The following is a 12875-nucleotide window of genomic DNA, read 5'->3' on the forward strand; positions in this document are numbered from 1 at the left end:
TTAACCAAATTATAGCATAAGCAGATTAAACGCCCACCAGCAAAAGTTCGTAAATATACCAATTCAAAATTATGTCGCCAAACAAGCCGGCAATAAAAAATGCAATTATTAAAAATGGACCAAATGGTATGCGACTTTTTCGATTTAACTTGCCCAAGGCTAAACCCGGCACAACATATAAAAAGCCAATAACATTGGAAAACAATAATACCATGATGGCTTTTTGCCAGCCCAATACTGCTCCAATAAATATGCTGAGTTTTACATCGCCAAAGCCTACCCACTTACCTTTTGAAAAAAAGTATAACAATCCATAAAAACCGGCTATAGCCGTCACCCCAGACAAAACATAAAAAATGTAGTTTGTACCCGGCATCAAACTTACGCGCAAGCCAGCATCAACTAACCCAAGAGTAATTAAAGGAAATACTAGTTTATCCGGCAACAACATCCACCTTAGGTCGTAAACAAAAAGTGCGGTCAGCAAAACAAGATAAATTAGCCAAATTACAAACGACGCAACGGCCTGCCACTGATCAAACCCAAGCGGCCAAAAAAAGTATGACAAAACAAACAGAGCGCCCATACTAAGCTCAATGACTGGACTAACTGTGCTTATTTTTTTGCCACAGTACCTGCATTTGCCACCAAGCGACAACCAGCTAATTACAGGCACGAGATCTTTTACCCCTAACTTGTGGTGGCAGCTTTCGCATTCGGAGCGGTCTGCTACAAAATCTTTTTTATTTTTTAGACGCCAGACAAGCGCGTCAACAAAACTACCCATAGCTAGCCCAACTAGCCCCAAGAAAATCGGCAATAAATCCATACTTTTAAGCTTATCAATTTCTGTCAGATTTAAAAAGAACTCCCCGGAGGGAGTTCTTTCATCTTATCGATTGTCTAAGCAGTAGAATCCACCTTGTTCTTGGTAAATTACTGCCGCTATATTCCTGGAACCGGTACTGGTCTCGACTCCGTTGGTTCCGCCGCAACGTGAGTTCGTGTAAATCTTGATCTCACCTTGCTGAACAGTTACCGGTGAAGCCGGTGCTGCAGTGTTATATCCACCCGAGGCCGGCACACTGTAGGTTGCTCCACTTGAAGGATCAGAGAAATTAGCACTGTTAACCGTTAGGTAGTTGCTAATCATTGTGTTCCAGGCGGTTGCGCTTGTTGGTAAATTACCCTGGTTATTACTTGAGTAAGACGTAACCTGGCTCATAAATCGACCAAGATCGTTCTTACGCTGCGTATCGCGCTGGCCGCGCTGCAGTGCAGGCAATGCTAAAAATACTACCAAGAAAATAAGACCAGCGATCGCAAGTACAAGCACGACTTCGATGATCGTAAATCCTTTACCGTTGTTTAACTTCTTCATTGTTGTGGATCCCACCTTTCTTAAGTTGGTTCAAAAACGCTTATGTTTAGATTATATACAAACCTGCCGCAGCTATGCAATACATTTTTAACTACCCGGCAGATTGCCTATCAAGCCGTAAACCGGCAACAAGATGGCCAGAACCATAATCCCAGCCACAGCTGCAAGTACCACCATTAACACCGGTTCGATTGCAGTTGAGATCGAGCGCACAGCCGCATCAACCTCATTCTCGTAATATGTCGCAGCCTTACCCATCATTTTGTCTATTCCACCAGATTGCTCACCAATTCCTATCATTTGCGGGACAAGTGACAAAATATAAGGCTCGTTTTTAAGCGAAGAAGACAAAGATTTACCACCCTTAACTTTCTCGGCGGCACGCATAATACTCTCGGCAATCGGGATATTATTGACGGCGCGCGCAGAAATTCGTAACATCTCTAGCATCTGTACCCCTGTAGACATAAGTGTCTGACCTGTTCGCGTAAACCTCGCCATGTAAACCTTACGGAACAAATTACCAAATAGTGGTACGTTAAGCTTAAAGGTGTCTAGCCACTTGCGCCCAGCGTCGGTATCAAGGTAGCGTTTTGCAAAATAACCCGCCGCGATCAAAATTAAAATTAGCAACCACCAAAACTTAATCACAAAGTTTGACGCACCCACCAAAATTGCAGTCACAAGAGGCAGCTCTTTATTCAGGTCTTCATAAAGTCGCTCAATCTGCGGAATAATTGTAAACAACATAAACGCAATAACACCCATGATCACAACCAGCACGATTGCCGGATAAACCATTGCCCCCCTAACTTTACTCAAAAGTTCGGCTTCTTTTTCTTGCTGATCAGCGATACGCTCCAAGGCCTTATCCAAAGTTCCCGACGCTTCGCCTGCGGCGATTAACGCAATAAATACATCATTAAAAATCTCAGGATGCTTCGCAAAAGCATCAGCTAGAGTACTTCCGCCTTCGATGCTGGTGATGATATCATTCGTCACCGCAACAAGCCGTTTATTCTCGGTCTGATCTGCCAAGGTTCGCAAACTTTGTGCAAGCGGCAAACCGGCGTTAATTAATGTGGCTAATTGTCGAGTAAAAATAACTCGATCTTTTGCACCTACGCGGTTAGTTAACCGTGCCCAGATATTACTCTTCCCTGTTTGTTCGGTTATCTGCAATGGCACAATTCCCTGCGCCATCAAAACTTTTGCAGCAGCGCGCTCGGACTCAGCCTGGACTGTGGAATGTATGACTTTATTAGTGGTGGTATCTCGCGCAGAATAATCAAAACTTAGCATTTTAGCCTCTCATCATCCGGTCAAATTCCGAAACATCAACTGCAAAGTTTCGAGCTTCATCGTAACTCACAGTACCCGACTGAACCATACCCGACAAAGTCTTGTCCATCGATTGCATTCCTATGTCACCGCCGGTCTGGATAACCGCGTCAAGTTGGTGACTCTTACCCTCGCGAATAATATTACGCACAGCTGGCGTTGCGATTAAAATTTCGGCCGCAGCCAATCGTCCGCCGCCGATTGCCGGCACTAAACGCTGAGAACAAATTGCTTGCAAAATGTTAGCTAGCTGGCTGCGAATCTGAGGTTGCTGGTGTGGCGGAAACACGTCAATCATACGATCGATTGACTGTGCCGCACTGTTCGTGTGCAAAGTTGCAAACACTAAGTGGCCAGTCTCTGCGATTGTGATTGCTGCGCTAATTGTCTCCAGGTCGCGCATCTCACCAATCAAAACTACATCCGGGTCCTGACGTAAACTGGAACGAAGAGCCGCGCTAAAGCTATATGTGTCGTAGTGCACCTCGCGTTGCACCACTAAAGAGCGTTTAGACTTATGCGTAAACTCGATTGGATCTTCGATCGTAATAATGTGGTCGGCGCGATTAGTGTTAATTACGTCAACTAGGGCTGCCAAAGTTGTAGACTTACCCGATCCGGTTGGGCCAGTTACCAAAACCAAACCACGTGGGTAAGATGCAAAATTAGTTACAGTTCCTGGCAATCCAAGTTCCGAAATACTTTTAATTTCATTGGGGATCAAACGGAGCGCCGCAGCCAAGTTGCCACGTTCATGAAATGCGTTAACGCGGAACCGACCTAAGTCGCCGAATGCAAAACTAAAGTCAAATTCTTTATCTTTTAGCAAAATTTGTTTTTGCTCTTCGTCTAAAATTGCAAAAATTAGGCTTTCAACCTTTTCTTCATCTAAAATTGGATAACCAGAAATAGGCGTTAGAGTTCCGTCTATCCTAAGCATTGGCGGCATACTAACCTGCAAATGCAAATCTGAAGCCCGTTTTTTTATAACTTCTTCCAGTAAAATCTCGATTTTTAGTTCTGCAGCCATGCTACCCCTTTATGCTATATTTGCCGCAACGCGATTAACTTCGCCTAGCGTGGTTAATCCGCTCAAAGCCTTGAGATACCCATCTTGTCGCATCGTAACCATGCCTTGTTCAACAGCCCTACGCTGAATGTCGCCGCTGGTTGCGCGTTTTATAATTAGATTTTGGATATCCTGATTGACATCCATAACCTCATATAACCCCAAGCGACCCTTAAAGCCACCTGGCGTCTGAGGGCTATCTTTGCCCCTAACTAAAGTATAAGCTTTTTGGTTGGCAAGCGGCAAGTCTTTATAACCTAAGTCGGCCGCAACTTTGGCTACTTCGTCTTTAGTTTTCGGCAACAGTCCATTTAGAGTTTCGTGAATGCTCATGGTCTCTAGTGATCCCGAAGTATAAGTTTCTTTTTCCTCTGTAACTCTGCGTACTAAACGCTGACCAATAATTACGTTAACTGTTGAAGCAATCAAGAATGGTTCAATTCCCATATCCAGCAAGCGGGGCAAAATTCCGGCGGCAGAGTTTGTGTGAAGTGTACTAAACACCAGGTGGCCCGTAAGTGCAGCTTGCACGGCTAGGTCAGCTGTTTCTTTGTCGCGAATCTCACCAACCATTACAACGTCTGGGTCTTGGCGCAAGATCGATCTTAAACCATTAGCAAAAGTTAGGCCCACTTCTGGATTAACCTGAATTTGGTTAACGCCATCCATTTTATATTCAACCGGATCTTCGAGAGTAACAATATTGACTTCATCACTTTTAATACTCTGGATAAGCGCATAAAGCGATGTGGTTTTTCCCGAGCCAGTCGGACCAGATGTCAAGACCATTCCGTTTGGCTTACGAATCCCCGATTCAATTCGGCGCAGCGCTCGCCCAGCAAAACCAAGTTCTTGCAACCTAAAGTTGGTTCCACTTTTATCAAGCAAGCGAATAACTACCTGTTCGCCCCAAACTACCGGGCTGATCGCGATACGAAGATCGACGTCTTTGCCAATCATTCTAATGGCAAATTGACCGTCTTGCGGTATACGATGCTCGTCGATTTTTAAGTTTGACAGAATTTTGATGCGTGATACTAGTGCGGGTTCAATGCTTTTTGGCAGCTTCATTATTTCGCGTAACACACCATCGATTCGAGCTCGGATTTTAAGCGAATTTTCAAGAGGCTCGATATGTATATCAGATGCGCGGGCCCTGACCGCATACTCCAAAATCGTGCTGAGCGCACGGCTAATCGGTGAATCTTGCACCAAATCGCGAATATTTGCGCTCGCAACTTTAGCTCCCTCTTCTTCTGTTTTTGCGGTCTCAATTGCGGCACTTACGCCAGCTTCTAGGTTGGTTTTGTACTGATCTAAGACGTGGCGCACACCAGCCTCAGAGGCCATGTATACCTTAATCGGTCGGCCAATTTTGTTGGCAAGGTAGTCGACTGCCTGTACATTATTGGCATCAATCATCGCCACACCTACACGCTTTTGCACATCACCAAGCGGCACCGCCATAAAATGCTCAGCGACATCGCGTGGCAATAGATCAAGAACTCGGGTTTCAATCTGTGCGTCCGATAAGTCAACATACGGCACTCCCGAAATCTCAGCCATAAGCTTAGTCAGCTGCTCGTCGTTAACTTTTTTAGTTTCAAGTAAAAGTGCTACAAATGGCTTCCCTAATTTAGCTGCTTGCTTACGCAAACTTACCAGTTCATCACTAGTCAAAAACTTTTCACTAACTAGTAGCGATTCGAGTTTCTTTTGATTTTCTTCGGTTAAAATACTCAAAGTCGGTCCCCTTATTGGCCGCTAAATGGCTGCTGATTGGATGGACTTCCGATTTGAATAACCACAGTTGGGTTAATTGCATTTGAGTTAAATATACGAGGTGAGGGCTCGACAATTGATGCAGAGATTGGCTCTACAGATTCAACTTTAGTCTCTTGATCGTCTGGTGACCCGAATAAACCTTTTACCAGTAAGTAAGAAATAACCAAGGTTATCGATGCAATTAGAATTAAAATTGCGATATCATTCTTTTTCATTTTATAACCTCCTCGCCTACGGTGACGGTTTTGGGCGGCTGATAGTACGTTACTGCCTCTATATTTGCGCGAAGATCCGCATCCGTTCCAGTCAAGCTCATGCTTGTAATCTTGATCGGGCGAATAGTTTTTTCTATATCCAAAATTGCATTCTGCACCTGGCTATATTCACCTGATATCACAAAGCTGAAAGCCATCTCTTGCGGTGTACTTGGGATTTGCTCAGCTTCTGTTGCATCCTGAGGCACTATTATGTTTTCGATCGCCACACCAGATCGTCCTAAAATAATCTGCTGCAAAGATGTTCCTAAAGCGGCTGGGTCAAAAGTTGTTGGCAATGCATCCAGAACACTCTTTGTGTTTGGGTCGTTAGGGTTAGTTTTTACAGAAGCCAAAGCCTGGTTAGCAACGAGCGCATCCACCTCATCGGTCAACCCGGTAATATTGCTAAGATTCGAGCTAAGCGTTGCCGAAGCCTTACTTTTTGCCGCGATTACTTTGTTATTATGAACCCATCTTCCAAACAGATACTGCCCAGTTGCAACACACAAACTTATCGAAACCGCAGCTGCGGCGATCCAAATAAACATTGTTCGGCCGGCAACCTCAATTTGTTGTCGTTTTTTTAGTCCAGTCAATCGCTGAGGCTCGGGCTTTGTGGGCTTTTCCATTATTCTGCCTCCGTAGGAGTAGTGTTAAATAACTGATCTTGGGGAATAGGCGCACCTGTTACAGACTGAGTTGTGGTTATATTTGGAACAATTGCCTGCACATCGGTATTTTTTGCGTCGAATACTGGCGCGTTGTAAAAGGCCTTAATTGTAAACGAAACAACTGTTTGATTATTTGATTTCGCCAATCCGCTTGACTGTGTCATAACCTGACTAAACATACTTTCTTTGGTTAGATCGCCCTCGCCGTTTGGTTTAAATTCTACTTGAGCGTTTTTTAGAGTATCGATAAATACGTTAAGTGCCTCGAAAGATCCAGTGGTTCCAGTAAATACAATTGAGCTTTCGCTTGCAGCAACCTGCACATTGCTCAAATTTACGTTATTAGGAGGGCTCGGGTTCAAAATGTTCAAAAAGCTAAACAGTCTAGAATAAACGCCCTTACTTGCATGTAGCGGATCGAGTGCTGCAAGTTGATTCTGTATCGTTAAATACTGGTCTACATCCGAAATTGACGATAGCTCCTCGGATTTATCGTTGATAGCGTTTGTGATTAGCGTAATTTGGAACTGCTGGCCAAAGTTAACATAAAAGAATAACAATACGCTGATGCCCGCAGCAATTAAGGTAACTAAGATCGAACTTGTGATAACAAGGTGCTTAGTTTTTTGCGCGTTTATAAACTCTTTTTTTAGATCTGGCAACAGGTTTAGTTGAATCATATCTTTCTCTCCGCTAAACCAACCGCAACACCAAATTGTGGAGCAAGCTGCATAAGCTGATCCTGCATGCCAGACCCGTATTGCACGTTAGCCCACGAGTTACCGGCGATCGTACGCATACCAGTCTTTGACGAAATATATTCTGCAAATGCGGGAATTGTAAGTGTATATCCTGATAGCACCACCGAATTAACCGGCACATTCGGATAGCGAGTTTGGAAAAACTTAGCCGATTTAGTTACTTCGGCCGCAAACTGCTCTAAAGTGGCATCTAGCGATTTTAGGATTTGCCCCTCTAGTCTGTCTGGATATAAACCGAACTTAGTAATAAACTGCTGTGCCTGATTAGGATCAACGTTTAGATTTTGGATAGCAGCCCTAATTAACGTCTGCATTCCCACTGGAATAGATCGAATTAAACGTGGTGCGTCGTTCAAAACCAAAACAATATCTGTTGAAAAGTCACCAAAATCCAAAATCATGTTTGCGCCCTGGGTGTTTGGCGGAATTAGCGCTCGAACAAGCGCCAATGAATCTGGCTCAAGTGCAATAACGTTCAAGCCCAGACCTTCGACCATATCAAGTCGAGCCTCACTAAATTTCTTGGAAACACTAGCTAACAAAACTTCTATCTTACTTGGGTCACGCAAAGATTTGCCCAGAACAGCCCAGTCTATTTTTACATCGTCCACCGCCATAGGAATAAACTGCTCAGCCTGATACTTAATTGTGCTAGAAAGTTCTTGCGCAGGAAGATCAGGTAAATCGACTACTGTGATAAACGTTTTGTTTGAAGGTATTCCGACGGTAACGTTACGCGCAGTAATCCCGCTCTGCCCTATCAAATTAGTTATCACATCACTTAAACGACGCTGGTCTTCCGGTGAGTCAGATGTTGAAATTTTAATATCAACAGGGGCTGAGCCATAACGAACCAAGCTCCAGCCACCGCCAGATTCTTTAAGCTGTACAACCCTGATAGCTGTAGTGCCAATATCTAGTGCGAAAAAGTCGCCCACCGATGAAAACAAACTCATACTGCCCTAAATTATAGCATAAGCATTTTTATATTTACTACATTTTTGCTTAAAATCTTGGAGGAAGTTCACGTACCTGTGAAGTTGTTATTACTGTCGAAGAACTGTCGTTTAGTGCGTTTGTCAAAAAGACTTCTGGGCTCAATTTAATTATCTCTGCTGGCGCTCGCCTAGCCGCGACCGTTGAGCCTTCGGCACCTGCAGTTCTGTAAAGATCCAATCGGCGAGCAATAATTGCACCGTCAACCAACAAATCTGAATTACAAGTAGCAGCCGGTAACGGTGGTTTTTCTTGGCAAGTAAAGAACGTTCCTCTACTTATAAATATTCCACTCAAATTTCGGACGCTTCCGTTAACCATAATATCACCGGTAGCTATTACAACTAAGCTAGGAATACTAGCTGCGTCGGTATAGGTTGCCGGGTAGTTAATTCCCAGGCCTGTAATATTTACATTTCCATCGATAATGTAAACTTGCTTACTTCCCGCTGGCAATGTGCCGGTACTAATTGTAAACATCCCCGAACTCTTACAAGGTGTAGTTGGTGGCGAAGCTACGTTCGCAGCCGATGGACAAGCCGTCGTCACGTTTGCGTAATCCGCTGCGTAGTCTTTTATACAGTGCTGTGGTGCTGCAAAGTTACCCGGAATTGCTTGTGTATTAGAGAACGTCAATGCCTTTGCTAGAGCAGTCGGCCCGGCTGGAGCTCCGTTTACCAGGGCTTTGCTGGCAGATCCAAAGCTCGTAACAGCACCGAGTGAGAACGACGCATACTCAACCATTGAGCCAGCGTACCCTGCTCCACCACTCAAGGTACGAGACGAAGTTGTAATCTTGGCTAATCCATTTGTACATGCCCCGGCAGAATCTGCTAGGCCACCCCCAGCCCAAACATCGCCGCCCATAAAGTGAACATACGGGGTCTTTACTATCGTTACGCAAACCGTAGAACTCGTTCGGGATCCAACGCTAGGAGTGGCAGGAGAAACCGTTAGCGATCGGCAGATCTGACTACCCGGAGCTTGCCCAGAAATTGTTATATTTTGAGTTGCAACTACCGTTGGTGAACCGGCATTCCAGGTGAATGTGGTTGGACAACTTGTCGAAGGAGGTCCAGCTATTCCGCCAGGCTGAGTGCCATTTACCGTACAACTTACGCTTGGGCTATTATTACTACCTACGTTATCTATAGTAAATGTAAACGTAATCGTATCACCGTCTTGCGCAGTGGTCGATGGACTAACACCCGTCACGGGCACCAGATCATATGCTGCAGCCACAGTAGCGCATCTTGTCGCACCCGTACCGGAACCTCCGCTTTCGTTCAACGGCGACCAGCGCACTTGTCTACAATATTGAGTTCCTGCCGCTGTCCCATTCGGCACTGTAAATGCTGGCTCGGAATACGCCGTTTTTTCTTGACCAGATGTAAATGTCCCTGCATTTCCAGAACTTATAGAAGCGCCACCGGGCATATTATGCGCCGACCAAGTAATAGATGATGGAGTTGCAGATGGGCCGGAGTTACTGAGATAATTAACAAAGCTCAAACTAGCACCAGGGTTTACTGTAATGTCGGTCGAGCTTCCGTTAACAGTAGTTCTTCCATTCATAGTAAAGTCCACGGGGTTTGGTAACGGTAGAATGTTTCCATTGCCAACCGGGTTTCCGCATTCTCGCCTAATTGCATACTGAACCGTACCGGTAGGACTGGAGCGGAATAAGATTGCCAAGCCGTCATTGTTATAATCAAAAAATGCATCATCGTTTGGCGATGGCGAATCATCCGTTCCCTGGTAATATGTGTTTATATTGTACGCGTAGTTAGTACTCCAACTAATCCGACCGGCCGATGCGTACGCGTTAACTAAAGCACGCCATTCAGTCATTTGCGCTGCAGTTGGCGGTCTACTACGTTCAGCGGCCGGGGTCCCAAGCATAGTATGTACAATAAACGCTGCACCAGTTTTAGCACGGGCATCACCGTAAGTTCCACTACCAAAACCGTAGCTTCCATTAGGAATTCCGTTAGCTAAACGACCCTCGATAAAAGCAATTAACTCTGCCGCTGTATTTAAATCGCGAGGAATGGCATTACACCAGTTATTGCCGTTGTTGTAGTTGTACGGGCCATACTCGCCACCCGTACTACAAGATTGATTTAGAACCTCCCACCCAGCCGTGTCTAAACTATTTGTAAAGTAACCACGGTGCTCTGCCCTGCCCTGGATTCCACCCGCGGGATACGCCAGAACCATTCCACCATACCCGATAAAAAACGCGCCAATTACAGCGGCCGTTAGGATAAGTTTTTTACTCATGGCTGTCCACCCAAGCTAGTAATTAATTCTCGCAATGTATTGTTGTTGGCCTCTTTCATTGCGTTACTGTCAGGATTCAGCTCGATCGCTTTTTTGTAATACTCGATTGCCTTTTCATTATCACCTAAACCTTGGTATTGAGCGCCTATTTTGCTCGCAGTTTGAAAATCCGGTGAAATTTCATAAGCCTGAAGATAAAGCGCAAGTGCCCCGTTAGTATCACCTTGGTCGCTAGCAATGTTGCCCTTTTGCACTAAAAGCATCTGCTTATCGGCATTAGAGATATTTGAATCTGCCAACGACTGATCGATGTACGTGTTTGCTTCGCCGGGTTTGCCCTCGAGCAACAAATTTTGAGCCTCAGCAACGTTGGCTGGCAATTCGTTTACACCTGAATCAATTGCAGCCTGATCGCTAAACTGTAAAATCGCCCAGCGTACGAATGCCCCGGCCGCAACAGCGCCCAGCAAAAGCAACGCGACCCAGATCGCCACTAAAGTTAGCTTCTTTTTGTCTTTAATTCCACTCATGCTTATGCTTAAAAGTATATCATTTTTTAGTTTTGAAAAAAGTTATAAACACGCCGCGAAAGTTCGGCCATATTTGGATTGTTTCCGCCATAGCTCATTATGCCCAAAATGTACGTTCCGTTTGGTGCATAAACAATTGCAACGTCGTGCATATAGCCAGCATAAAAACCAACTTTATCGGCAACCACTACGTTGCTCGGTACACCTGACGGAATCCCGCCACGCCACACCTGTCGTTTGAACATACTTAGTAGTCGTTCCGTTCCTGCCGGGTCAAGCAAAGTGCCCGCGTTTAAGCGCAACATAAAATTGGTTTCGTCCCGCACGGTAGAATGCTTTTCTTCACAGCATCCATTATTAATTAAAGTATCCGTAAAACCAGCCTCGGTAACCATTCGTTGAACCTCAGCCCAGCCCATTAGGTTTAAAAACGACACCGAGCAAGGATTGGTCGAATTAACAATCATTTCGGTTAAGCACGCATCCACCGTCCATCCAATATCGGTAATTTGATCATAACTTATGCTACCCTCGTTGATCTTTTTTAACAGCGCGTAAGCCACGAACATCTTAAAAGTGCTTGCCGTAACATATTGTTTATCAGGCTGCCACTCAGCGTAACGATGCTCGCCGCCAAGCTCACGAATAATTACCCCGTAGTCACCGTACGCCTGAGATTCCCAGTCACGGATCACGGCCAGTAGACCTTCGCTGCTTTTAGAATAAGTTTTTACATACTGCAGCTTTGGCGGGACCTCAACCGCGTTAAGCTCTACCGTGGGGTTTTGGTCTTGTCCAAGTAATGCTACTTTTATTTGCTCGGCCGCATCGTCGGTAGAAACCGATCTTCCTGACGCAGCCTCACTCCTACCTACCTCCTGACCATCGAGCAAAGTTACTGTAGATGTGCCCGGAGCTATCGAACTCTGCTGATCAATCTCGCTAAGATAGACTTTTATTGCTTCGGTGTTAAAATCCAGTGTCAGCTGTTTGGTTTCGGGGTTTTCTACAAAACTAATCCAATTACCAATAACATCGCGCGTTGGCTCAAAAGTTTTATCATTTAACGTAAGCTTTGGCCTGTGGGCTAGAATGTCCTCGGCTTGCTTTTTAAGATCTTGGAGCTCGGTCAGCGACCTTTTGAATGGAACTGCATCTGGGGTCAAAGTCACCTTAGCGTAAGCAACCACCGCCTGTCGCTGGATCTGCATCTTTACATCATGCGCGTTAAAATTATAGCCGTTTTTTGCATCGTCGATAAAAACTTCGCCTGCCTTAATGCTGATCGCCGCATCGCTCGCTGCCAACTTGTCTTCGGCAACTAGCTGCTCGGCAAAAGCGTTCAATCGATCGTTATCGACAATCGCTAACATTGGGATATTAGAAGATTGTGCAACTTTTATCCAGCTAGAAAACGGTATCAACCTCTCCCAAGTTGGGTAATTCAGTGCAATTTCTGCATTGGCTTCGCGATCAATCGTCAATCCAATATCCTGCCACTTCGCCTTCCAAGTTTTACTAGGAGTAACAATCGTAACTTCACCATTATTAGCGTAGTCATCAAAAGTTGCGATCAACTGATCTTTGTTTTTCCCGCCAATCATCAAGCCACCCACACTGTAAAGCGGCAGCGCACGATCACTGGGATACAAAAGTTGCATTGGTATAGTTAAAAATGCGATCCCCAGGAACGCCCAACCCAAAAGTCGCAACCACTTTGTATGTTTAAGCCAATGCCTAAACAACGACGGATCGACATGACCTAAAGCCATCCAACCGTGCTGCATTTAGCTCCCCTATT

12 protein-coding genes are annotated in these 12875 nt (G+C 45.0%); all 12 read right to left on the reverse strand.

The window, feature by feature from the left end; translation table 11 throughout:
- Positions 1–25: 25 nt before the first annotated feature.
- Positions 26–829, reverse strand: a complete 804-nt coding sequence (locus VLA77_00265) for a prepilin peptidase (protein HSE29005.1) — start codon at positions 827–829, stop codon at positions 26–28.
- Between the two features lie 63 nt (positions 830–892).
- Complete coding sequence (locus tag VLA77_00270) at positions 893–1381, reverse strand: type II secretion system protein (GenBank protein HSE29006.1); 489 nt, start codon at positions 1379–1381, stop codon at positions 893–895.
- A gap of 87 nt (positions 1382–1468) precedes the next feature.
- Positions 1469–2683: a type II secretion system F family protein gene (locus tag VLA77_00275; protein HSE29007.1), complete on the reverse strand. Its 1215-nt coding sequence runs from the start codon at positions 2681–2683 to the stop codon at positions 1469–1471.
- A gap of 1 nt (position 2684) precedes the next feature.
- Positions 2685–3752 (reverse strand): type IV pilus twitching motility protein PilT, encoded by a 1068-nt coding sequence (locus VLA77_00280; protein ID HSE29008.1) that lies wholly within the window; start codon positions 3750–3752, stop codon positions 2685–2687.
- A 9-nt stretch (positions 3753–3761) separates the two neighbouring features.
- Entirely contained in the window at positions 3762–5534 is a 1773-nt protein-coding gene (locus VLA77_00285) for a GspE/PulE family protein (protein HSE29009.1), read from the reverse strand.
- Positions 5535–5545: 11 nt separating this feature from the next.
- Positions 5546–5791, reverse strand: a complete 246-nt coding sequence (locus VLA77_00290) for a hypothetical protein (GenBank protein HSE29010.1) — start codon at positions 5789–5791, stop codon at positions 5546–5548.
- A complete protein-coding gene (locus VLA77_00295) occupies positions 5788–6462 on the reverse strand; it encodes a hypothetical protein (GenBank protein HSE29011.1) in 675 nt (224 codons plus the stop codon). The genes VLA77_00290 and VLA77_00295 overlap by 4 nt, the downstream gene beginning before the upstream one ends.
- On the reverse strand, positions 6462–7184 hold the full coding sequence (locus VLA77_00300; GenBank protein ID HSE29012.1) for a hypothetical protein: 723 nt from the start codon (positions 7182–7184) through the stop codon (positions 6462–6464). Before VLA77_00300 ends, VLA77_00295 begins: the two co-directional genes overlap by 1 nt.
- The gene (gene pilM / locus VLA77_00305) at positions 7181–8221 is read right to left on the reverse strand and encodes a type IV pilus assembly protein PilM (protein HSE29013.1); all 1041 of its coding nucleotides are present in this window, start codon (positions 8219–8221) and stop codon (positions 7181–7183) included. The genes VLA77_00300 and pilM overlap by 4 nt, the downstream gene beginning before the upstream one ends.
- Positions 8222–8270: 49 nt before the next feature.
- Positions 8271–10544: a hypothetical protein gene (locus tag VLA77_00310; GenBank protein HSE29014.1), complete on the reverse strand. Its 2274-nt coding sequence runs from the start codon at positions 10542–10544 to the stop codon at positions 8271–8273.
- Positions 10541–11074: a tetratricopeptide repeat protein gene (locus tag VLA77_00315; protein HSE29015.1), complete on the reverse strand. Its 534-nt coding sequence runs from the start codon at positions 11072–11074 to the stop codon at positions 10541–10543. Before VLA77_00315 ends, VLA77_00310 begins: the two co-directional genes overlap by 4 nt.
- A gap of 26 nt (positions 11075–11100) precedes the next feature.
- Positions 11101–12861, reverse strand: a complete 1761-nt coding sequence (locus VLA77_00320) for a serine hydrolase (GenBank protein HSE29016.1) — start codon at positions 12859–12861, stop codon at positions 11101–11103.
- Positions 12862–12875 lie beyond the last annotated feature (14 nt).

This window comes from Candidatus Saccharimonadales bacterium (assembly GCA_035457485.1).
Taxonomy (GTDB): Bacteria; Patescibacteriota; Saccharimonadia; order Saccharimonadales; family EFPC-124; genus DATIBO01.

Coding starts and splice junctions, on each gene's coding strand:
- VLA77_00295 (HSE29011.1), bottom strand. CDS start 6,462: ATGGAAAAGCCCACAAAGCCCGAGCCTCAGCGATTGACTGGACTAAAA.
- pilM (HSE29013.1), bottom strand. CDS start 8,221: ATGAGTTTGTTTTCATCGGTGGGCGACTTTTTCGCACTAGATATTGGC.
- VLA77_00280 (HSE29008.1), bottom strand. CDS start 3,752: ATGGCTGCAGAACTAAAAATCGAGATTTTACTGGAAGAAGTTATAAAA.
- VLA77_00315 (HSE29015.1), bottom strand. CDS start 11,074: ATGAGTGGAATTAAAGACAAAAAGAAGCTAACTTTAGTGGCGATCTGG.
- VLA77_00290 (HSE29010.1), bottom strand. CDS start 5,791: ATGAAAAAGAATGATATCGCAATTTTAATTCTAATTGCATCGATAACC.
- VLA77_00320 (HSE29016.1), bottom strand. CDS start 12,861: ATGCAGCACGGTTGGATGGCTTTAGGTCATGTCGATCCGTCGTTGTTT.
- VLA77_00275 (HSE29007.1), bottom strand. CDS start 2,683: ATGCTAAGTTTTGATTATTCTGCGCGAGATACCACCACTAATAAAGTC.
- VLA77_00270 (HSE29006.1), bottom strand. CDS start 1,381: ATGAAGAAGTTAAACAACGGTAAAGGATTTACGATCATCGAAGTCGTG.
- VLA77_00300 (HSE29012.1), bottom strand. CDS start 7,184: ATGATTCAACTAAACCTGTTGCCAGATCTAAAAAAAGAGTTTATAAAC.
- VLA77_00265 (HSE29005.1), bottom strand. CDS start 829: ATGGATTTATTGCCGATTTTCTTGGGGCTAGTTGGGCTAGCTATGGGT.
- VLA77_00310 (HSE29014.1), bottom strand. CDS start 10,544: ATGAGTAAAAAACTTATCCTAACGGCCGCTGTAATTGGCGCGTTTTTT.